We start from the raw sequence: 19,824 nt of genomic DNA, 5'->3' as shown, positions 1-19,824 counted from the left end.
GTATTTTGGACCGAGCCGAGTGAGAGGCTACTGCATGGCCGCTGCCATGGGTAGCCGGAAGGCCAGATCGGGGAAGCTGACGGGCGCGGGCGGCCGGTAGCCTAGGGACGAGTGCGGCCGGACCCGATTGTAGGTGTTCTGCCAAAGGGCGATCACGGCTTGGGCTTCCTTGAGCGAGTAAAAGATTTCTTGGCGCAGGCACTCGTCACGCAGCTTGCCGTTGAAGCTCTCACAGCACCCGTTCTCCCACGGCGAGCCCGGCGCGATGTACTGGATTTGCGAGCCAGCCTTGGCGACCCATTTGCGCAGTGCTTTCGAGATCATCTCAGGGCCATTGTCGCAGCGGATGTACTCCGGGATGCCATGCAGGCACATGGCGTCGGCCAACGCCTCGATCACACCGAGGCTGTTGATGCGCCGCGCCACCTTCAGCGCGAGGCACGCCCGGCTGTGCTCATCGATCAGCGTTAGGATGCGTAGGCTTCGCTCATCGTGCGTCTGAGCCTGCACGAAGTCGAAGCTCCAGACGTGATTGCGGCGAAGCGGCCGTCGTCGCACGCACGAGCCGTCGTTCAGCCAGAGGCGGCTGCGGGGTCTATGTCGGCTGGGGACCTTCAGCCCCTCGCGACGCCAGATGCGCTGAACCCGATCCTTGCCCACCTGCCAGCCGTCTGCCTGCAGCAGCGCGGTGACGCGGCGGTAGCCATAGCGTCCGTACTCGGACGCCAGGGCAATGACGGCGCGGGTCAGCTCATCCTCGTCGGCCAGCACGGTCGGCACGTAGCGTTGCGTGCCGCGGTGCTGACCGACGATCCGGCAAGCGTGACGTTCCGAGAGGCCGTACTTCTCCCGAATGCCGTCGACCGCCTGCCGGCGTCGCTCGGGGGCTACAAGTTTGCCGAGGCGACGTCCGCCAGCACCTGCTTTTCCAGCGATAGGTCAGCTACAAGCCGCCGCAACCGAGCGTTCTCGCGCTCCAAGTCCTTCATCTTCCTGGCTTGATCGACCTTCAGGCCGCCGAACTCCTTGCGCCAGCGGTCATAGCTCTGCTCGGAGATCTCCGCCTCCTTGCAGGCTAGGGCCAAACTCTTACCCTGCGCCGTCTGAACCTCGATCTGGCGCAGCTTCAGAACGACCTGCTCCGCGCTCGTCTTCTGTCCTCGCCGCATGTCCGACTCCTTCGGTCTTGGCTGATCCTCTCAATCAGCCCGGTCCAAAGCCAGCCGGTCAGGTCACAACCAGTGCCATCTCGGTCGGTCAGTACGATGCCCCTGACGACGGCTCGTCGGTCATCGACGGCATCACTCTCTGCTGCGCAAGCTTGGCACGCGACAATTCAATCATCGATTGCACCAATGGGATTGCCAACCTCGGAAAGCACACCGGTTCTGCTTTCACGGATGGATCGAGCAGCTACACCAGCTTTAACAGCTATGGTGGCGCTGACATTGGCTTCCGGCATGCCGGAAACTCCGCTGTGGGTCTCAAGCTCGAAGGCACCTATCGCTTCTTTCAGGTCCAGGGCGTGGGCTGGAGCGTCAACGAGAGTGGCAACATCGCGACCGCCGGCGAGACAGTGAGCGGCAACTCTACGGTCACGGGAACCGCCACGGTAGGCGCCGGGCTGACGGTGACGGCAGGGGCTATCAAGCCCGCGCAATACACCGTCGCAAGCCTCTTCGCCTGTCTGGCCGCTTCAAAGGGCAGCATTGCTGTGGTGACCGATCTTGCGCGGGCACCTCAGTACCGGGAGGTCGGCGTGCCCGGCGGCGGCACCATTTCATCGCCCATGTTCTGCAACGGCAGCGCGTGGGAGGCCCACTGAAAAGCGCGACCGCGGCTCCTCGAAGATACGTGCGCGCCGCGCTCGACTAGGTTAAGGCTGCGCCCTCAATGGGGAGTGGCCTGAATGAGCGAGACTGCAACCGGTAGACCCTGGCTGACCGATTTTTCTGGGATCAAGGGTGCGCCAAGCGGTATGCTTGGCGGTCAGGAGGCGTCCCTCCTCTATCACCTCGCGCGAGACCACTACCAAGGTTACGGCGATATCATCGACGCCGGCGCCTTTCTCGGCTGCTCGGCCTACTGTCTCGCCAAGGGCTTGGACGAGAACCTGCGCGTCGGATCGAAATCCGGTCGCCTTCACTCCTACGATCTGTTCCACCTGTGGACCGAGCCGGGGGTGAGCCACGACGACATGTCCGACTTTCTGAAGCGGTCCTACGGGATCGAGACGGCCGGGCAGGAGAGCACCTTCCACATCTTCAGTCAGAACCTCGGCGCCCTGGCCCGCCATGTCCGCATCCACCAGGGCGACATTCTTCAGGAGCAATGGCCCGGCCGGCCGATCGAGATCCTATTCATCGACATCTGCAAGACACAGCCGGTCTGGCAGCACGTCATCCGCATGTTCTTCAAGAGCCTGATCCCCGGCGTCTCGCTCGTCGTGCATCAGGACTGGCATCACGCGTCACTACCCTACCTGCCGATCGCGCAAGAATACATGTCGGACTACTTCGAGATCTTCGAACCGAAGGCGAACGATAGCGCGGCCTTCCGACTGATCGACCGCATTCCGGACAACGTGATCGAGGCTGCGGCAGCGTATCGATTCACCGATCAGGAGCAGGTTGCCCTACTGGATCGGGCGATCCGTCGCTTCGAGGGCAACTCGCGGTTCCTGAAGCTACTGAAGGCCGAACTACTGCGGCGTCAGGGGCGGGCTCGCGAGGCGCTCGAACTCGTCGAGGACACCTACGCCAATCACGGCGAGCCCATGACGCCGGATGAGGCGAACTACTTCTCTGGTCCGGTCGATGGTACCGCCACTGCGGCAGCCCGCGATCTCGCCCGCCCCGGAAACACGATCGGCTTCGACGCGAGTAAATACCTTGCGCAGCGCCCCGAGGCAGCCGAGGCGATCGCTTCCGGCAAGTTCGACAGTGCCTTCCACCACTACATCCGATTTAACGCGCGTGATTTTCTTTCTCGCCAATAGCTTTGTTGTCTGACTTTAGCAAAAGCACGGCGTCGCGGCGAAAAGCAGCGGCGCCGTTTTAGTCTGCACCTCGCCAGCCGGACCCACTATACTCCTGCAACGCCTCGCGGTGCGGGCCGCTCTCGCTTGCCTCGTGCTCAGCGTGACGCCGGCCCGTGCCGAAATCGCATCGTGGTACGGGCCCGGTTTTCACGGACGGCTGACGGCCAACGGCGAGCGGTTCGACCAGAACGCGCTCACCGCCGCGCACCGGAGCCTGCGCTTCGGCACCCGCGTGCGCATCAACGATCGCGGCCCGTTCATCGCCGGCCGTTCCATAGATCTCGCCCGCGGCGCCGCCCGGGTGATCGGCTGCGGTACCTGCCGCGTCGCGATTCAGCCGCTCTGACCCTCCCGCGCCAGGACCGCCGATGTCCCGTCTCGCCTACTATGCCGACTTCGTGTCGATGCCGGCGCTCGCGCTGGTGCTGGTCCTGTTCGTCGTCACGTTCCTGAAGGGCGTCGATTGGCTTGCCGGCAAGGTGAAGGGCGGGACCGCTGCAGCCGTGTCCCCGCTCACCATCGACATGGCAGCCGTGAAGATCCAAGTCGCGGCGCAGAACGAGGCCCTGCACAACTTCAAGGTCGAGGTTGCCCGAACCTATGTCACCGGCGATGTCATCACCCAAATGGAGCGACGCATCGACGACCTCGTGACCTCGATGCGCGAGGAGATGGCCGCGACCCGCCGGGAGATGCTCCAGGCGATCACGGGGCGCCGGGCCGACTGATCCCCGCCGTTAACATCCGTCAACGCACCGCCCCGGGGCTTCGGCCTCGGGGCATTTTTTGTGCGCGCTATCGGGCCTGATCCTGCATGGCGTGGACGGCAGCGCGGGCGATGGCAGCAACATCAAAAAAGCCATCCAGGCGATAGCGGCCATCGAAGCTTGGGGCATCGCCATGTGAGCGCAGGGCAGCGAGTACCGAAGCCTCAACCGCGGCGATCACCTGCTCGTCGGTGACGGCCTTGGGCTTGAAGAGTTCGCAGACGGTGGGGTTCGGATCAGGCATGCGCGGACCCTACCGCGCGCAACTTTGGGGGCTAAATCCGCTTTGCAAACCCCGTCTAAGCCACTGATCACTCTAGCGGCTAATATTCGGTCTTTTGCAGAAGTAGCTTTTATTTTCAGCATCAAAGGCCTGTCTGGGGGACAGGGGGTCGTCGGTTCAAGTCCGGCCACTCCGACCATTCATTGCCGAGACCGCGTTCCGTCTGGTGGACGAGGCCGTCTCGCACTTTCCATTTGTTTCCGCCGTGATGCTCGCAACCGCTCCGTTGCCGAGGCCGTGATGCCCGCTCACGCCTCGGATCCGTCCGTCGGCGACCGCAGGTCGGATTTTCGAAGCCTGACGATGGTGTCCCGGAGCCAGCGCTGGCTTGGGATGGCGTCGTTGGATGTGTGCCAGATCATCGAGATGGAGACGTCCGGCAGCGCGATCGGCGCCGGGCTCACGGTGAGGCCCATGCTCTCGGCGAAGAAGCGCGCGAGCCGGGAATGCATCGTCGCGATGACGGGGGCCTGCCGCACCACGAAGGGCATCACCGAGAACCGGGGCGAGGTCAGCGCGATGACGCGTTTGCGCCCGATCTTGGCGAGCGCGTCGTCGACCACGCCGTGGGCGCTCTCGACGAGGCTGGTGAGCAGGTGGGGAAGCCGCACGTAGTCGTCGAGCGAGATCGGAGCCGTCACCCCGACCAGCTCGGCGTTGAAGATGCAGAGGTAGCTCTCCTTGTTGAGGATGCGGCGCTTGTGGTGCGTCTGGCCCTGCTCGAACACGCCGATGCCGAGATCGACCCGCCCCGTATCGAGGTCGTCGAGGATGCGGTGCCGATCGACCGTGTGCAGCAGGAGCTTCACCCCCGGCGCCACCGCCTGAAGGTGCGCGATGAGGGTCGGCATCAGAAGCACTTCGGTCGAGTCCGGGATGCCTAGGGTGAAGGTGATGTCGGCTGTCGCCGGATCGAAGGCGTCGGGCGGCGCCGTGATCTGCTGGATCTGCGAGAGCGCCGCCTGCACCGGCCCCAGGAGCGCCAGCGCGCGCGGCGTCGGCCGCATGCCGTCAGGCCCCCGCGTCAGCAGCTCATCCGAGAAGGCGCTGCGCAGTCGCGCCAGGGCATGGCTCATCGCTGACTGGCTGATGCCGATCCGCCCGGCGGCACGGGTCACGCTCCGCTCCGTCAGCAGCGCGTCGAGGGCGACGAGCAGGTTGAGGTCGAGGCGGGAAAGATGCACGTGATCGATGCGCATTATGAAATCGATCCATTTGATTCATGGGGCGTGACCCAGCACATACAGTCTCACGAAGCGACGGGGAGCCCGCCGCCGAACATGAGGCTGACCTCGATGTCCAAGACCCTTCTCTCGCTCACCACTGCCGCTCTGGCCTTCACCGCTCTCGCCACGGTATCCGCCCGCGCCGACGAGACCGGCGGCACCCACAACGTCAAGACAGTCGGTGCGCTGACCCTGGAAACTCAGGGTCTGGCCACCAGCGACCTCTCGGTCCACCGCCAGGGCGGCTTCGCCCTCCCCGGCTCGGTCCAGTGGATCGATACCCCCGCCGATCGGATGAGAACTCGTCAGGCCGCCTTCTGAGCCGGCCTCGTGGGACGCACAGACGGAACCGATGACCCTCCGGCGCCATACGGCGCCGGAGACGTTTTGACGGGTAGGCGACGAGCCCGCGGGCCGACGCCGCGTCAGGATGATAAGCGGAATCTCGCATCCGATCCGACGGTCACAGCCCGCCCTCCGCGGGGCTGAACCGGGCGAAGCGCAGGGCCAGCATCGGCAGCACGGCGAGGGTGAGCACCGTCGAGGTCGCAAGGCCGCCGAGGATGACCAGAGCCATCGGGCCTTCGATCTCGCGGCCGGGTTCACCCGCACCAAGCGCCAGCGGCAGCAGGCCGAGACTGGTAACGAGGGACGTCATCAGGATCGGCACGAGGCGGTCGGCAGCGCCCTCGATGGCGGCCGCGAGGTTCCAGGGGCGTCCTTCCAGCAGCACCAGATGCTCGTAATGCGCGACCATCATGATCGTGTTGCGCAGCGAGATGCCGAACAGGGTCACGAAGCCGACGATCGAGCCCAGCGAGATCACGGCCCCGCTCAGCGCCACCGCCAGCACGCCGCCGACGAAGGCGAAGGGCAGGTTGACGAGGACGAGGGCGAGATTGGTCAGCGAGCCCGTCACGACGAGGAGCAGGAGCACGATCCCGAGGCCGGCGAGCCCTGCGTAGAGCGCGAGTTCGCGCCGCGCTTTCGCCTGCGTCTCGGCCGCCCCCCCGAAGCCGATATCGATGCCCGAGGGCTGCGCGACCTCACGGGCGATCTTCCGTTTCGCGGCCTCGGTGAAGGAGGCGACGTCGCGCCCTTCCACGTTCGCCGTCACCACCCGCACCCGCTGCGCGCCGATATGGCCGACGGCGTAGCGTCCGGCGGTCTCGTAGATGTCGGCCACCTGGGCGAGGCGGATATAGCTGCCGCTCGGCGTGCGCAGCGGCAGGTGGCCGAGCGTCGAGAGGCGGGTGCGCGCGGCTGGTTCGAGCACCACGACGACGTTGAACACGGCGTTGCCCTCGTAGGCTTGGCCGACGATGTCGCCCTGATACGCGGTGCGCACGATCTCCAGAACTTCGATCGCGTCGAGGCCCCAGTGGCGCAGGTCGGTCGGGCGCAGGCTCACATTCACCTGCGGCAGACCTGGCGGCGACTTGAGCTGGACGTCGGTCGCGCCGCGCACCTCGGCGAGTTCGCGCGCCACGTCGCGGGCGGTGGCCTCGATCCGGTCGAGATTCGTGCCGGTGATGCTGACCACGACTGGCGCAGTGAAGCCTGAGACGACCTCCTCGATGCGCTCGGTCAGGAAGGTCTTGAGCGAGAAGCTCGCGCCGGGCGTGGCCGCCATCAAGGCGCGAATGCCGGCCTCGGCGCGCTCCTGGCCCTCGCCGTCGAGGCCCGGCTCGAGATCGATATGGATCTCGCTGTCATGCGTGCCGCCGAGATCGTAGCCCGCCTCGGCGCGCCCGACCTGCTGGGCCACGGCGCGCACGCCGGGCACCGTCTTCAACCCCGCCGTGATGCGCTCGCCGAGCCTCAGCGTCTCCTGAAGGGAGGTGCCGGGCGCCGAGGCCATGTGCAGGATGAGGTGCCCCTCTTTGAGGTCCGGCAGGAACACGCCGCCGAAGAACGGCACCGGCAGGGCCGCCGCGAGGGTCAGGGCAAGGCTGATGCCGAAGACGAGGCGCGGGTGACGGTCGAGCCGGGCGAGTCCGCGGACATAGACGCCGCGCACATGCCGGATCACCGGCGGCTCACGGCTCGGCAGGTTCGTGCGCCCGGCGAGCAGCAGACGCGCGAGCGCGGGCGTGACCGTCAGCGCCACGGCGAGCGAGGTCAGCACGGCGAGGATGTAGGCCAGCGCCAGCGGGCCGAACAGCCGGCCGGGCACGCCGGTCAGCGCCAGCACCGGCAGGAACACCAGTAGCACCGCGAAGGTGGCGTAGGCGACCGAGACGCGCACTTCCAGGATCGCATCGAGCACCACCCGTGCGCCGTTCGAAGGCACGGCGGCGCGGCGGTTCTCGCGCAGGCGGCGCATGACGTTCTCGACGCCGATCACCGCGTCGTCCACGACCTCGCCGATGGCGATGGCGAGGCCGCCCAGCGTCATGGTATTGAGGCTCTGGCCGAACAGGCCGAGCATCAGCACCGCGCCGATCAGCGAGAGCGGGATCGCCGTAGCGCTGATGAGCGCCGTGCGCCAATCGGCCAGAAAGACGAACAGCACCACGACGACGAGGATGCCGCCCAGCGCCAGCGCCTGGACCACGTTGTCGGTGGCCTGCGTGACGAAGCTCGCCGGACGGAACAGGTCGGTGCGTAAGCTGATGCCGTCGCGCTCCAGCCCGGGGCGCATCTCGGCGAGCGTAGCCTCGACCTGCGCCGTCACGTCGAGGGTGTTGGCGCCGTATTGCGCGCCGACCATCAGCAGCACGCCCGGTTTACCATCGACGAGGGCCGCGCTGATCGCCGGCTCCGGCGCCACCGCAACGTCGGCGACGTCGCCGAGCACCACGCTCGCCCCGCCCTCGTTGATGAGCACGGTGCGCGCCACGGCCTCCGGGGTCAGGGATTGCCCCTCGGTCTGCAGGGTGATGCGCTGGTTGACGGTATCGACGAAGCCGGCCCCGCGCACGCCCGTCGCCTTGCGGCCGGCGGAGAGCACGTCGTTGAGGCCGATGCGGAAACGCACCAGATCCTGCGGCCGGACTTGGATGCGGATCGAACGCAGGTCGCCGCCATAGACCAGCACCTCGCCGACGCCGGGGGCCGCGAGCAGGCGCAGGCGCAGACGCCAATCGGCCACCGTGCGCAGCTCCATCAGCGACTGCGTCGGGGAGGTCAGGCCGATGAGGAGCACCGAACTCGTCGAGGAGGTCAGTGCCGTCATGGTGGGGGGCAGCACGCCCTGCGGCAACCGCGCGGTGATGGAGGCCAGACGCTCGTTCACGAGCTGGCGCGCCCGGTAGATGTCGCTGCCGGAGGCGAAGGTGGCGGTGATGACCGACAGGCCCTGGATCGAGTTCGAGCGCATCGTCGCCAGACCCGGCAGGCCGCCGATCGCGACCTCCAGCGTCTGCGTCACCAGGGTCTCGACCTGCTCGGGGTTGAGGCCGGGCGCCTCGGTCTGCACCGTCACCGTCGGCGGGGCGAATTCCGGGAAGACGTCGTATTTGGCCGAACCCAAGGCGACGATGCCGTAGACGGCAAGCGCCAGGACCAGCGCCAGGACGATGCCGGGCCGGCGCACCGCGAAAGCGACCAGGGCGGCCTGAGGGCCCGATGCGACGGGCGCAGGGGAGAGCGCCGGCGGATCGTCGCGCGCCGGTCCGCGTGCGGGCCGTTGGTCGAGCATGCTCAATCGTCGTCCGTATCCGAGGACTGGATCTGCCCCTTCAGTTCCTCGGAGAGGACGGCCTGCGGCCCGGTCACGACGATCTCCGCCTCCGGGCCGAGGTCGTCCACGACGTAGGCGTCGGCCGAGATCGGTGCGTCGGCCCGGAGGGGATGGCGCGCAAAGGCGTCGTCGCCGACGCTCCGATAGATCCAGGCGCCGCCCTGCCAGTGCACCACGGCGCTTTCCGGCACGGCGATGCCCGTCGTCTCGCGCTCCGACGTCAGGAAGGCGAGCGTGCTCATGCCCGGCAGGAGCCCGCTGTCGCCGGCCACGGTGTAGAAGTAGCTGACGCCCTGGATGCGCTGGTCGGTCCGGGTCGCGGGCGAGACGTAGCGCAGCGCCACGCGCTCGCTTTGTGGTGGCACCTCGGCATGGGCCGTGCCGGGCGGCGCCTTCAAGGTCTCGCCCGGCGGCAGTGTCACTTGCACCAGGAAATCGGTGCGCTCGATCAGCCGGGTGATGACGGGCGAACGCTCGATGATCGCCCGCCCGATCACCGTGCCCCATTCCTGCTGCGCCGTGGCCGCGAGCGTCCGGACCTGCGACTGCGCCGCGGCGAGCGCCGCCTCGTCGGTGCGGAAGGTACCCTCGGCCGTCTCCAGCTGCACCTGCGTTGCGTACTGGCCGAGGCTGCGCGCCCGGGTGTAGGCGGCGCGCGAGACTTCCGCCTTGGCTTCGGCCGTCTGCAACTGCGCCCTGGCGCTCGCGTAGCTGTTGGTGAGTTCCGTCACCCGCGCGAGGTCGAGGACCGAGCCGAAAGCCTGTACCTCGATGCGGTGGGGCATCCGCTTGTGCCGCGCCGTCGCGACGCCAATCCGCGCCTGCTCCGCCTCGGTCAGCCGCACGACGGCCTGGCCGCCTTCCACCGCAACCCGCGACGGCGGGGGGCCCGGTGCGGCCGGCGGCTGATGGGCGGCAGGCGCCGGCACTCCGGAAAAACGATGATGCAGGTCCGAGAGGACGGGGCCGGCCTTCACGCGCAGGCCGATGCCGGCTTCTGTCAGCGTGAGTGCGCCAAGTGCGCCGAGCGCACCCGCGCCGAGCGCCAGCCCCACGGGCAGGACGACCCGCCGCATCACCACGCCTCCACACTTCTCGCGTTCTCTGCGCGATTTGCCACTTTTGCCCGGTTTGTTCGGCGTGGTCTACTTGGTTCTTGTTGACCGATCCGCATGAAACAGGACACGCGCCGTGACATCGGTGGAAGGCGCGCCCGGCGCGTCGAGCTGCTCTGCGTGCCCGATGTCGCCCTCCGGTACTGGACAGGCCGGCGCAATCCGCCGATGAGAGATGACCTGTCCAAGAGAGTCGTTGAGATCCGTGCGCGCGGTGAAGAAGTTTCTGAAGAAGCCGAGCCTGTCGGCCCTGACGACGCGGCGAGCGCCGCCCTCGATCGTCCGCGTCCCGCTCCCGGGTTTCGATCCGATCTATTACCTGTACTGGTATCCGGATGTGCGCGGGTTTCCGCAGGGGCCGTTGGTCCATTACATCCATTACGGTTGGCGCGAGGGGCGTGACCCGAGCGCCGGTTTCAGCAGCGAAGGCTACCTGAAGGCCAACCCGGACGTGCGCGAGAGTGGCTGCAATCCGCTCGTGCATTTCGTCGAGTTCGGCCTCGCCGAGGGCCGGAAGGGCTGGCAGAAGAATCCGGACGCGCCGCCGCCGAGGCCGCATCCGATGGATTACCAATCGGGTAAGCTCCTGCCGCCGCCGACCCGCCCTTCCGGCGGCTGAAGGCCCGCTAAGGTACCGATTTACGAACCCCATCTGTTGACGAGAGAGGACGACTTGTGGCTGTAGGCCCCATTACGTCCCGCATGGGTTGAGAGCTCCCGTCATGTCCGAAGGCGATACGCTGGCCAAGGCCCTGGCCGATGTCCGGCAGCGGATGACCGATCTCCAAACTGAGTACGACCGCGTCTCCGCGGAGCTGACCAAGCTCCGGATCGCGGAGAAGTCGCTCGCTTCCATCGTGGAGGGTGGCCCCTTGGAGGCGGTGGCGAGCGGGCGCGGCGCGGTCGCACCGGCGTTTCCGGGTGAGGCGCGTTCGGTGCGCGGCGGCGGCCGGGGCAGCCGCGGCCCGCGGGCCAACTCGGCCAAGGGGCGGCTGAAAGCTCTCCTGGAGGAGGCCGGGCCGCAGGGCCTGTCGCATGCCGAGATCGCGCGGCGCCTGCCCGATGTCGCGCCCAACACGCTCAACACCTATCTCAGCGTGATGGCCAATAGCGGCGAAGCGGTGCGCCGGGGCGATTTCTACGCGGCCGGAACACCCCGCCCCGCCTCCGACGAGACGCCGGAGGACGAGGCGGACGGGCACGAGCCGGAGGACGGGGATGAAAAGTCCGACGTGGCGGGGTGAGGCGGGGGCCCGCTACTCGGGCAGCGCGAACACCACGAGCGCGTCGCCCGTGCCGAAGCCGGACCCCTTGGTGAAGGAGGCGCCGCCCGCGGCGACCGCCACGTATTGGCGGCCCTCGATCGCGTAGGTGACCGGCGGTCCGCCGATGCCCGCCCCGCACTGGAAGCGCCACAGAATCTCGCCGGTCTTCGCGTCGTGCGCGTCGAGATGCCCGTCCTCCTCCCCTGAGAAGACGAGGCCGCCCGCGGTGGCGAGGGTTCCGCCGGAGAGCCGGCTTCCAGCCTTGTGCGACCACGCCACCGCCCCGCTCTTCGAGAGATCGACCGCGGTCAGGGTCGAGAAGGCCGGCTCGCCCTTGGCCTCGCCCGTCTCGGTGTAGCGGATCTCGCCGCGTCCGCCCGCGGCCGGCGCGGTCTTCACCGTGTAGGTCGCCGCCCCGTGCCGCACCTGCGCGAAGGCGAGCCCGCTGCCCGCATCATAAGCCACCGGATGCCAGGAGACCGCCCCGAGGGGGCCGGGACTGACCACCGTGCCCTCGGGGCTCGGAGGCACGAACAGGTTCTTGTGGGTGATGAGCGGAGCGGATTTGGCGACGAGCCGCCCGTCGGCGCGGTCATGGACGTAGATCCAGCCGAGCTTGCTCGCCTGCGCCACCGCCTTCACCAGGCCTGTTTCGCCGGGGTAGTCGAGCAGGAAGGGCGGGCTCGCCACGTCGTAGCCCCACTGCTCGTGCGGCACCTGCTGGAAGTGCCAGCGCAAGCTGCCAGTCTTCACGTCGAGCGCCACGAGGCTCATCGTGTAGAGGTTGTCGCCGGGGCGCGTCAGACCGAAATTCTGCGGCGCGGGGTTGCCGGTGCCGAGATAGATCAGGCCGAGATCGGCGTCGTAGGCCGGCGTCATCCAGAGCGAGCCGCCGCCGACCTTCCACGCTTCCCGGTGCTCGGGGGCTGCGGCCTTCTCCGCAGCGATGTCGCGATGGAGCGGGAGGCCGTCCGGCGTCTTCTCGACGAAGCCGCCCTCCCAGCCGTCGGCCTTGGTGACGTACCAGCGCCAGCGCTCCTCGCCGGTCTTCGCGTCGTAGGCGGCGAGCCAACCGCGCCGGCCGTAGCCGCCCTCGATCCCGACCACCGCGCCGCCGTCGAGCCCGCCCTTCTCATCCTCGACGTGGAGGCCGTAGCCCGCTCCCGTCACCCCGACGATGACGAGGCCGTCGGCGACCAGCGGCGGCATCTTGAAGCCGAGGCGGCTCGAACCCTGGACCGGCTTGTCGCCAAGGCTCGCCGCGAGCGCCGAGGCGGTCTCGGTTTCGCCCTCCTCCGGTCGCACCGCCTCGTGATCCCAGACCAACCGGCCGGTCTTCGCATCGAGCGCGATCACGCGCCCGTCCATGGTCGCCTCGAAGACAAGTCCGCCGGACACCGCCACGCCCCGGTTCGAGGGCGGCCCGAAAATCTTTTCCGTGCGCGCCTTGTGGGTGTAGGTCCACAGCGTCTTGCCGGATTTCGCGTCCAGCGCCGCGACGTGGTTGCCCGTGGTCGAGACGTACATCACGCCCTCGATCACCACCGGCTCGGCTTGAAAATAGCCGGTGACGCCGGTCTGGAAGATCCAGGCCGGGCGCAGGCGGCCGACATTGCCGCGATCGATCTGCGCCACCGGCGAATGATGCGTGTTGCCGGCATCGCGCCCGAAGGCCGGCCAATCGCCGGAGGAGCGACCGGTCTCCTGCGCGGAAGCCTGCCCCGTCGGCAGAAGGTGCGCCGCAAGGAACAGCACGGCGGCAAGGCCGGCGCGTCCACGCTTTGGATGCATCCGCCGGCACTCGGCAAGCGTATTCGTGCGGCGTTTCACTTTGCTTCTCCCGTGCTTCGCGTCCTGGTTACGGTGGGGCGGCGATCCTGTCGAACGGCGAAGGCGCTTTGGCCGCACGATCTTCTCGGACCCATCCTCCGTTTGTGTGGTTCCTCCATCACAGACCCAGCGCCGGCCTGTTCGACGGGCACCCAAGCGGCGATCACATCACTCGATACGTGAGGACTTGATGCGAACCCTGATCCTGGCCGCGACGCTGGCCTTTGCCGGACCGGCCTTCGCCCAGACCACGGCGCCGACGGCACCCCAGTCCGGCGCACCGGTCACCGGCGGCCAGAACAATACAGGTGCCGACTCGAACGTCACCACCCCGCGCGGAAGCACCGGGGCAGACACGGTGCAGACCGATTCGGCCGCCGGCGGCAATGCCAACCAGCCCTCGCGCGCGGTGCCGCAGGGCAGCGGCGGCGGCGGAAGCGGCGGGGGCAACTGATCCTCGAAGAAGGAGTCGGGGGCGGCCATGCCTCCGAATCCGGCTTACCCGCGCGGGGCCATCCACAGTTCGAACTGAGCGCCCTTGCCTGGTTTCAGCGTCAGGGTGCCGTCGAGCTGTCGGGACAGATTGCTGACGACACGCATCCCGAGGCTCGCGCGGGTTTTAAGCGGGTCGAAGCCCGGTGGCAGCCCGATGCCGTCGTCACAGACCGAGACGGTGAGCCCGCCATCCGCGCGCATCACCGCCTCGACGCGGATTTCGCCGTGCCCGTCGGGATAGGCGTACTTGATCGCGTTGGTCACGAGTTCGTTGACGAACAAGCCAAGCGGAATCGCAAGATCGGCCGGCATGGTCACGGTCTCTGCGCGACAGATCAAGGCATGGGCGCCCGCCGTCTCCGTGAGCTTTTCGCATAAGGCTTCGAGGAAGCCGGCGACGTCGATGCGCGTCAGGTCCGGCTGGCGCCAGAGCTGGTCATGGACCTGAGCCACCGCCTCGACGCGGGCGCGCGCGTCGGCAAGGGCGCTTTTCACATCGTCGTTGTCGGTGCCGCGGGCCTGGAGCGCGAGAAGCCCCGCCACGACGGCAAGGCTGTTCTTGACCCGGTGGCTCATCTCGCGGCTCAACAGGTCCTGCCGTTCGAGCGCGACCTTGAGCTGTGCCTCCGAGCGCTGACGCTCGATCGCGCTGCCGAGCAGATTGGCAAAGCCCTGCATGAAGGCGATGTCGGCGGGGCCGAACATCCCCTCGCGGGTGTCGTCCACCTCAAGGACGCCGTAATGACCCTCGCGGTTGGTGATGAGCACGTTCACCGCCCGGCGGATGCCGTGTCTCGCCATCAGTTCCGGCGTACGGAAGCGGGTCTCGTTCTCCAGATGGTTGGAGATAACGGGGCGGCCGGTCTTCAGGGCATAGCCCGCGGGGGAGGCGAGGTCGGCACCGACGACCGCCCGTCCGATGCAGTCAGGCTCCCAGCCGACGCCGGCACAGACGAGGAGCATGTCCTGCGTCGGCTGATATTCGAGCGCCTTGCAGAACTGCGCCCCGATGCCCTCGGCGCACAGTTCGGTTGCCCGCTGCAGCAACGGCAGCAGTTCGGTGGCGCGCAGGGCCTCGACGCCGAAATCGGAGAGGATCGCCTGCTGGCGCAACCGGAGGTCCAGAACCTCCGGTGAAATCTCGGTCATACGGTCGTCTCAGGGTTCCCGAAATCGGGGCTCACGCGCGAACGATGCGCGATCGCAGAAGACGGTGTCGGCAATGTGAGAAGGGTGGGTGCGCAGAGAAAGAGGGAAGGAGATACGAGAGGGGAAAGGCACGATCGGTCCGCGCCCTCCCTCCGCAACCATCGTTGAGTTTCACGAGCGCGACGCGTTCCGTTTCAGGCTCAGGGCTTGGCGTCGAGGAGCTTTTCCGCGCGGGCGACGGCCGCCTCGCAGCCCGCGGTATCGCCCTTCTTGTCGGCTGTCAGGGCTTCTTCCATGGCCACGCGAGCCTGTTGGGCCTGCTCGGCGCCCTTGCCCGCCTCGGCGGATTTCTCCGGAGATGCGGTGCCCTTATCGGTCTGACCGCCGGTGCCGGTCTGTCCCTCGCCCTCGCGCTGGGCAGCGACGGACTTGCCGCTCGACGAGGCCGAGATCGAATCCGACGCCTCGGACTTCGCCCGGCCGTTGAGCCCCGCGATCTTGTCCGAGCAGGGCGAGGCGAGCACCGGGCCGGCCAACAGGATTCCGGCCAGTGACAGGCCGAGGGTGAGGCGGGCGGTGGATGTCATGAAGCGTGGGTCCTCGTGCAACACAGATGCCTGTGAAAGTCGCGAGGCGTCCCAGGGTTGCCGGTTACGCCAACACTCGGACGCCTCGAATGTCGGCCGACGCCCTCCCCGGTGAGGGGGAAGGGCGTCGGCCGGCGACCTCAGGAGCTGAGCTGGTCGCGCAGCGGCAGCTCCCGCACCCGGCGTCCGGTGGCGGCGAAGACCGCGTTGGCGATGGCCGGCGCGACCGGGGGAACACCCGGCTCGCCGACGCCGCCGAGCGGGCTGTCGTAGTCGTTGGAGGGCACGAGATGCACGCGCACCACCTTCGGGGCGGCGTCGATGCGCAGAACCTCGTAGCCGTCGTAGTTGGATTGCTCGGCCCGGCCGTTCTTGAAGGTGATCTTCGAGGTGAGCGCGAGGCCCATTCCCATGACCACCGCGCCTTCCATCTGTGAGCGAACGCGCTCCGGGTTCACCTGCGGCCCGCAATCGACGGCGATGTCGATGGCGTGGACCTTCACCTGACCCTTGTCATCGACCTCCACCTCGGCCGCGACCGCGGTGTAGGTCACGAAGCTGTAGTGGCCGGCGATGCCGAGGCCCCGGCCCTTCTCCAGCTTGCGGCCCCACTTGGTGCCGTCGGCCACCATCTCGATGACGCGGCGCAGGCGGCCGGTATCGACGGGGTAGCGCTTGGGATCCTCGCCGTAGTTCCAGACATCGCCGATCTCGGTCGGGTCGATCTTCCGGGCGGGGCCGATGAGGTCGAGAAGGTAATCCTTCGGGTCGCGGCCCGCCGCGTGTGCGAGTTCGGCCACGAAGGACTGGATCGCGAAGGCGTGCGGGATGTTCGAGACCGAGCGGAACCAGCCGATCCGGGTATGGGCGGAGGCTTCCGGGTTCTCGAACCGCAGGTTCTTCAGGGCGAGCGGGTTGTTGACGAGGCCCATGCCAAGCTCGAACGGCAGCTCGTGCTTGGGATCGGGCGCGAAGATCGAGCCGATCGTCGGCGCCACCGAGCGGTGGAGCCACGCCACCGGCATGCCCTTCTCGTCCACGCCCGCCTCGATCCGCTCGACCGAGATGGTGTGGTAGTAGCTGTGCTGGATGTCGTCCTCGCGGGTCCAGACCAACTTGACCGGCTGGCCGTCCATGGCCTGCGAGCAAAGCGCCGCCTCGACCACGTAGTCGGGCTTCGACTTCCGGCCGAACCCGCCGCCGAGCAGCGTCACGTTCACCCGCACCTTGTCGGCGGGTAGGTTGAGGCGCTTCACCACCCGGTCATGGGCGGCCTGCGGCCCTTGCGTGCAGGCCCAGATCTCGCAGGCGCCATCCTTGATGCGGGCGACCGCGGCCGGCGGCTCCATTGGCGCCTGGGCGAGGTGGGGCACGAAGTACTCCGCCTCGAACTTCGCCTTGGCGGTCTTCATCGCGCCATCGACGTCACCTGCAACCCGCACGACCTTGCCCGGAGCACGGGCGGCCTTCTCCAGTTCCTTGCGGAAGGCGGTGGTGTCGTAGGACGCGTTCGGGCCGTCATCCCAGGTGATCTTGAGGGCCTCGCGGCCCTTCATCGCCGCCCAGGTGTTCTTGGCGATCACCGCGATGCCGCCGAGCGGCATGAACTCGGACGGGATCTCACCGCCCTCGATCTTGATGATTTTCACGACGCCTGGGACCTTCTTGGCCTCGGTGTCGTCGAATGAGACGACCTTGCCGCCATAGACGGCGGGTCGCGCGACGACGGCGTAGAGCATGCCGTCGAGTTTCACGTCGAGGGCGTAGATCGCCTTGCCGGTGGTGATGTCGCGGTTGTCGATCAGGCCGATCTTGCCCTTGCCGATGTAGCGGAAGGCCTCGGGCTTCTTGAGCTGAACGCTCTCGCGGGCCGGCACCGGCAGGCTGGCTGCCGCCTCGGCGACGTCGCCATAGCCGAGCGTACGGCCCGACTTGGCGTGGGTCAGGACGTGGTTCGCGGCCTTCACCTCACCCGCGGGCACGCCCCATTGCTTGGCGGCGGCCTGGATCAGCATCAGCCGGGCGGCTGCACCCGCATGGCGGAAATGCTGGAAGAAGTGGCGGAGCGAGCGCGAGCCGTCGGTGTCCTGGTTGCCGAAGTGGGTCTCCTCACCCCAGGCCTGGACCACCTTCACCTTCGACCAGTCGGCCTCCAGCTCGTCGGCGACGGTGAAGGCGATCGAGGTGCGAACGCCCTGGCCCATCTCGGAGCGGTGGTTGGTGACGGTGACGGTGCCGTCCTTGGCGATCGCGACGAAGACCTTCGGATCGTCGCGCCAGCCGTTGGGCATGCCGTCGGCGCCGAACTTCTTCGCCTTCTGCTCCTCGGTCTGGCCCTCGTCGGCCTTGGCCCGATCGGCGAGCGAGAGGGCGAGCACGAGGGCGCCCATGCCGCCGAGGATGCCGCGGCGGCTGACATTGTCGATCCGGACCGGACCGGCGGCGTTCTGGGAGGCGGCGAGTTCGGCCATCAGTTTTGCTTCGTGGATCACAGGCTGTCTCCCTTGGAAGCGGGCGCCTGACCGGCAGCCTGATGGATCGCGGCGCGGATGCGCGGATAGGTGCCGCAGCGGCAGATGTTGCCGCTCATGTTCTCGTCGATCTGCTGGTCGGTCGGCTTCGGCGAGTCCTTGAGGAGGGACGCCGCCTGCATGATCTGGCCGGTCTGGCAGTAGCCGCACTGGGCGACGTTGAGGTCACGCCACGCCACCTGGACCGGGTGGTTGCCGTCGGGCGAGAGCCCCTCGATCGTCGTGATCGCCTGACCTTCCGCCGCGGAGATCGGCGTGATGCAGGACCGCGCGGCGGTGCCGCCGAGATGGACCGTGCAGGCGCCGCACTGGGCGATGCCGCAGCCGAACTTGGTGCCGGTGAGGCCGAGTTCGTCGCGCAGGTACCAGAGCAACGGCATCTCGGGATCGCCGTCGAAGCTGCGTTCGGCTCCGTTGACCGTGAGTTTTATCATCGTTGCCATCTGCCGTTTCAGAAGGGAGGGCGCGCGAGCGGAGGGAATGCCCGCCCGGCGGCCGGATCGATCTACCGTTCCCCAGGGATGCCGTACCGGGACCGGCCCGAAGCCCGACAGGCGGGTGGGCGGTGCCGTTGGCGACCGGTTTCACGGGCGATGCCGTCCGGCTCTTAGGTGTGCCTGCCGCTGGCCACAGCCGTTTCGCTGCGCCGCGACGATGCGGAGGCCGCAGGACGGCCTCGAATGCATTTCTTATCTGGAATTAATCAGAACTGGGACGCTCTGGCAATCGCGCGACACGGTTGTGTCCGTCGCATCGGCGTCACGAGGCGGCGAGTGGCCCTACCCCGAGCCATCGCTCGAAATCGTCTGTGCGGTCGCGCACATCGGGGCTTTAGCAAATGCTGCCCCCGCCCGTTCTCATCGACGCTCGTGCTCGGCCTTCACGGCGGCGGGCAGGGCCGTATACCAAGCGGCATAGGGCGTGTTGGCGATCATGCGCCGGTTGAGGTCGGGCGCGCCGTCCGTCCACCAGACCGGGCCGCGCTCGCCGAGCCCGTGCTTGGCGGCATCGACGGCCGCGCGGGCGCTCACGAGCGCCGCCTCGTCGCCGGAGCGCTTGGCGGCGCGCACCCCGCGGCGGGCATCCATCAGATCACGGACCAAGCGGTCGCGCTGCAGCGGTTCGAGATCGGGCCGATGGCGCCGCCACAGACGGCCATGCACGACGATGTAGCGCCCATCCGGCGTTTCCAGCACCCGCATCGCCGCTCCTCCGCGCTGATTGTCGGCGTCCATTCCAGAACGCCCCATCGCCGATCCCGACTTCTCCGACCGCGACGGTCCAGCGAAGGTTGCCCGAGGGGGGGACCGAGACGGGGACGCTTATCCCGCGTGAAGGTTCCGGACGTCTCAGGCGAAGTCGCCCACCTTGTCTGCGACGACGTCGGGCGCCGTCACCGAGGCATGGCCCGCCTGCCAGAGGCGGTGATCGTCCGAGCCCGAGGGATGCGGGTTGTTCTGCGCCTCCTCGCGCCGCTCGGCGGCCCGGCGCCCATCGAGATAGGCGGGCTCGTTGGTCTCGTCCCGGTCGATGCCTGCGCCGATACCGTCCATGGTGCCCCTCCTCCGCGATCTGAAGCCGACGATCGAAAGGCAATGTATCGCTGCCCGCGCTGATGGCGAGGGGACGCGAGAACAACCGCACCGCGCCGTGGGCCGAGCGATGTTTGCGTTCGGTCGTGGTTCGCTTAAGCCGCGTCGCGTGTCTCTCACGGAACGGCCGCCACCCCGTCAGGTCAGACGGTGGAACGGTCGGTGGCTCGGCGATTTGAGAGGCACGCCGAGGCTGCCTCCCGCCGGACACCGGACGGGGTGGCAGGCGTTTCATGCGTGGATCCGCATCGCCGGCCCT

At 67.9% G+C, this 19,824-nt stretch carries 20 protein-coding genes; 8 read left to right on the top strand and 12 right to left on the bottom strand.

What is annotated here, in order from left to right; genetic code table 11:
* Positions 1 to 27: 27 nt before the first annotated feature.
* A protein-coding gene (locus J2W78_RS06220; protein WP_253368957.1) for an IS3 family transposase occupies positions 28 to 1,169 on the bottom strand; the annotation gives its coding sequence in 2 pieces (ribosomal slippage) (positions 28 to 902 and positions 902 to 1,169; 1,143 coding nt in all).
* A 17-nt stretch (positions 1,170 to 1,186) separates the two neighbouring features.
* Here J2W78_RS06220 and J2W78_RS06215 point away from each other — a divergent pair.
* The 4 genes from J2W78_RS06215 to J2W78_RS06200 all read left to right on the top strand — a co-directional run bounded on the left by J2W78_RS06215 (position 1,187) and on the right by J2W78_RS06200 (position 3,768).
* Positions 1,187 to 1,825, top strand: coding sequence for a hypothetical protein (locus J2W78_RS06215; RefSeq protein ID WP_253368955.1), 639 nt, complete (start codon positions 1,187 to 1,189; stop codon positions 1,823 to 1,825).
* Positions 1,826 to 1,909: 84 nt separating this feature from the next.
* The gene (locus J2W78_RS06210) at positions 1,910 to 2,998 is read left to right on the top strand and encodes a class I SAM-dependent methyltransferase (RefSeq protein WP_253368953.1); all 1,089 of its coding nucleotides are present in this window, start codon (positions 1,910 to 1,912) and stop codon (positions 2,996 to 2,998) included.
* Positions 2,999 to 3,107: 109 nt separating this feature from the next.
* Entirely contained in the window at positions 3,108 to 3,386 is a 279-nt protein-coding gene (locus J2W78_RS06205) for a septal ring lytic transglycosylase RlpA family protein (protein ID WP_253368951.1), read from the top strand.
* Between the two features lie 22 nt (positions 3,387 to 3,408).
* Positions 3,409 to 3,768, top strand: coding sequence for a hypothetical protein (locus tag J2W78_RS06200; RefSeq protein ID WP_253368949.1), 360 nt, complete (start codon positions 3,409 to 3,411; stop codon positions 3,766 to 3,768).
* Positions 3,769 to 3,835: 67 nt separating this feature from the next.
* On the opposite strand, the gene J2W78_RS06195 is transcribed toward J2W78_RS06200, so the two are convergent.
* Positions 3,836 to 4,051, bottom strand: coding sequence for a hypothetical protein (locus J2W78_RS06195; protein ID WP_253368947.1), 216 nt, complete (start codon positions 4,049 to 4,051; stop codon positions 3,836 to 3,838).
* A 287-nt stretch (positions 4,052 to 4,338) separates the two neighbouring features.
* Positions 4,339 to 5,289 carry a LysR family transcriptional regulator gene (locus tag J2W78_RS06190; RefSeq protein WP_253368946.1) on the bottom strand — a complete coding sequence of 317 codons (951 nt, stop codon included), beginning with the start codon at positions 5,287 to 5,289 and terminating at the stop codon, positions 4,339 to 4,341.
* 96 nt (positions 5,290 to 5,385) lie between these two features.
* On the opposite strand from J2W78_RS06190, the gene J2W78_RS06185 reads away from it, so the two are divergent.
* Positions 5,386 to 5,637, top strand: coding sequence for a hypothetical protein (locus J2W78_RS06185; protein WP_253368944.1), 252 nt, complete (start codon positions 5,386 to 5,388; stop codon positions 5,635 to 5,637).
* 142 nt (positions 5,638 to 5,779) lie between these two features.
* Here the strand turns inward: J2W78_RS06185 and J2W78_RS06180 are convergent, their stop codons facing one another.
* Together J2W78_RS06180 and J2W78_RS06175 are read right to left on the bottom strand one after the other, a co-directional pair.
* A complete protein-coding gene (locus tag J2W78_RS06180) occupies positions 5,780 to 8,959 on the bottom strand; it encodes an efflux RND transporter permease subunit (RefSeq protein WP_253368942.1) in 3,180 nt (1,059 codons plus the stop codon).
* Positions 8,960 to 8,961: 2 nt separating this feature from the next.
* Positions 8,962 to 10,077: an efflux RND transporter periplasmic adaptor subunit gene (locus J2W78_RS06175; RefSeq protein WP_253368940.1), complete on the bottom strand. Its 1,116-nt coding sequence runs from the start codon at positions 10,075 to 10,077 to the stop codon at positions 8,962 to 8,964.
* A 244-nt stretch (positions 10,078 to 10,321) separates the two neighbouring features.
* Between J2W78_RS06175 and J2W78_RS06170 the strand changes: the two genes are divergently transcribed.
* Entirely contained in the window at positions 10,322 to 10,735 is a 414-nt protein-coding gene (locus tag J2W78_RS06170) for a hypothetical protein (protein ID WP_253373981.1), read from the top strand.
* Between the two features lie 103 nt (positions 10,736 to 10,838).
* Entirely contained in the window at positions 10,839 to 11,360 is a 522-nt protein-coding gene (locus J2W78_RS06165; protein ID WP_253368938.1) for a hypothetical protein, read from the top strand.
* A gap of 12 nt (positions 11,361 to 11,372) precedes the next feature.
* Here J2W78_RS06165 and J2W78_RS06160 read toward each other — a convergent pair whose 3' ends face one another.
* The gene (locus tag J2W78_RS06160) at positions 11,373 to 13,211 is read right to left on the bottom strand and encodes a pyrroloquinoline quinone-dependent dehydrogenase (RefSeq protein WP_253368936.1); all 1,839 of its coding nucleotides are present in this window, start codon (positions 13,209 to 13,211) and stop codon (positions 11,373 to 11,375) included.
* A gap of 190 nt (positions 13,212 to 13,401) precedes the next feature.
* On the opposite strand from J2W78_RS06160, the gene J2W78_RS06155 reads away from it, so the two are divergent.
* Positions 13,402 to 13,665 carry a hypothetical protein gene (locus tag J2W78_RS06155; RefSeq protein ID WP_253368934.1) on the top strand — a complete coding sequence of 88 codons (264 nt, stop codon included), beginning with the start codon at positions 13,402 to 13,404 and terminating at the stop codon, positions 13,663 to 13,665.
* A gap of 44 nt (positions 13,666 to 13,709) precedes the next feature.
* Here the strand turns inward: J2W78_RS06155 and J2W78_RS06150 are convergent, their stop codons facing one another.
* From J2W78_RS06150 to J2W78_RS06125, 6 genes are all read right to left on the bottom strand, one after another.
* Complete coding sequence (locus J2W78_RS06150; protein WP_253368932.1) at positions 13,710 to 14,855, bottom strand: sensor histidine kinase; 1,146 nt, start codon at positions 14,853 to 14,855, stop codon at positions 13,710 to 13,712.
* Between the two features lie 200 nt (positions 14,856 to 15,055).
* Positions 15,056 to 15,442 (bottom strand): hypothetical protein, encoded by a 387-nt coding sequence (locus J2W78_RS06145; protein ID WP_253368930.1) that lies wholly within the window; start codon positions 15,440 to 15,442, stop codon positions 15,056 to 15,058.
* Positions 15,443 to 15,582: 140 nt separating this feature from the next.
* The gene (locus J2W78_RS06140) at positions 15,583 to 17,934 is read right to left on the bottom strand and encodes a xanthine dehydrogenase family protein molybdopterin-binding subunit (protein ID WP_253368928.1); all 2,352 of its coding nucleotides are present in this window, start codon (positions 17,932 to 17,934) and stop codon (positions 15,583 to 15,585) included.
* Positions 17,931 to 18,407, bottom strand: a complete 477-nt coding sequence (locus J2W78_RS06135; protein ID WP_253373980.1) for a (2Fe-2S)-binding protein — start codon at positions 18,405 to 18,407, stop codon at positions 17,931 to 17,933. The genes J2W78_RS06140 and J2W78_RS06135 overlap by 4 nt, the downstream gene beginning before the upstream one ends.
* Positions 18,408 to 18,830: 423 nt before the next feature.
* On the bottom strand, positions 18,831 to 19,175 hold the full coding sequence (locus tag J2W78_RS06130) for a hypothetical protein (protein WP_253373979.1): 345 nt from the start codon (positions 19,173 to 19,175) through the stop codon (positions 18,831 to 18,833).
* Positions 19,176 to 19,322: 147 nt separating this feature from the next.
* Positions 19,323 to 19,526 (bottom strand): hypothetical protein, encoded by a 204-nt coding sequence (locus J2W78_RS06125; protein ID WP_253368926.1) that lies wholly within the window; start codon positions 19,524 to 19,526, stop codon positions 19,323 to 19,325.
* Positions 19,527 to 19,824: the final 298 nt, after the last annotated feature.

Source organism: Methylorubrum extorquens, assembly GCF_024169925.1.
Lineage (GTDB): Bacteria > Pseudomonadota > Alphaproteobacteria > Rhizobiales > Beijerinckiaceae > Methylobacterium > Methylobacterium extorquens_A.
Note: the sequence above shows the minus strand (reverse complement) of the source record. Positions and strands in the feature narration are given on the sequence as shown.

Bases quoted from the DNA above. Each gene is read 5' to 3' on its own strand.
- J2W78_RS06210 (WP_253368953.1), top strand. From the start codon at position 1,910: ATGAGCGAGACTGCAACCGGTAGACCCTGGCTGACCGATTTTTCTGGG.
- J2W78_RS06200 (WP_253368949.1), top strand. From the start codon at position 3,409: ATGTCCCGTCTCGCCTACTATGCCGACTTCGTGTCGATGCCGGCGCTC.
- J2W78_RS06195 (WP_253368947.1), bottom strand. From the start codon at position 4,051: ATGCCTGATCCGAACCCCACCGTCTGCGAACTCTTCAAGCCCAAGGCC.
- J2W78_RS06190 (WP_253368946.1), bottom strand. From the start codon at position 5,289: ATGCGCATCGATCACGTGCATCTTTCCCGCCTCGACCTCAACCTGCTC.
- J2W78_RS06185 (WP_253368944.1), top strand. From the start codon at position 5,386: ATGTCCAAGACCCTTCTCTCGCTCACCACTGCCGCTCTGGCCTTCACC.
- J2W78_RS06180 (WP_253368942.1), bottom strand. From the start codon at position 8,959: ATGCTCGACCAACGGCCCGCACGCGGACCGGCGCGCGACGATCCGCCG.
- J2W78_RS06175 (WP_253368940.1), bottom strand. From the start codon at position 10,077: ATGCGGCGGGTCGTCCTGCCCGTGGGGCTGGCGCTCGGCGCGGGTGCG.
- J2W78_RS06165 (WP_253368938.1), top strand. From the start codon at position 10,839: ATGTCCGAAGGCGATACGCTGGCCAAGGCCCTGGCCGATGTCCGGCAG.
- J2W78_RS06155 (WP_253368934.1), top strand. From the start codon at position 13,402: ATGCGAACCCTGATCCTGGCCGCGACGCTGGCCTTTGCCGGACCGGCC.
- J2W78_RS06150 (WP_253368932.1), bottom strand. From the start codon at position 14,855: ATGACCGAGATTTCACCGGAGGTTCTGGACCTCCGGTTGCGCCAGCAG.
- J2W78_RS06145 (WP_253368930.1), bottom strand. From the start codon at position 15,442: ATGACATCCACCGCCCGCCTCACCCTCGGCCTGTCACTGGCCGGAATC.
- J2W78_RS06135 (WP_253373980.1), bottom strand. From the start codon at position 18,407: ATGATAAAACTCACGGTCAACGGAGCCGAACGCAGCTTCGACGGCGAT.
- J2W78_RS06130 (WP_253373979.1), bottom strand. From the start codon at position 19,175: ATGCGGGTGCTGGAAACGCCGGATGGGCGCTACATCGTCGTGCATGGC.
- J2W78_RS06125 (WP_253368926.1), bottom strand. From the start codon at position 19,526: ATGGACGGTATCGGCGCAGGCATCGACCGGGACGAGACCAACGAGCCC.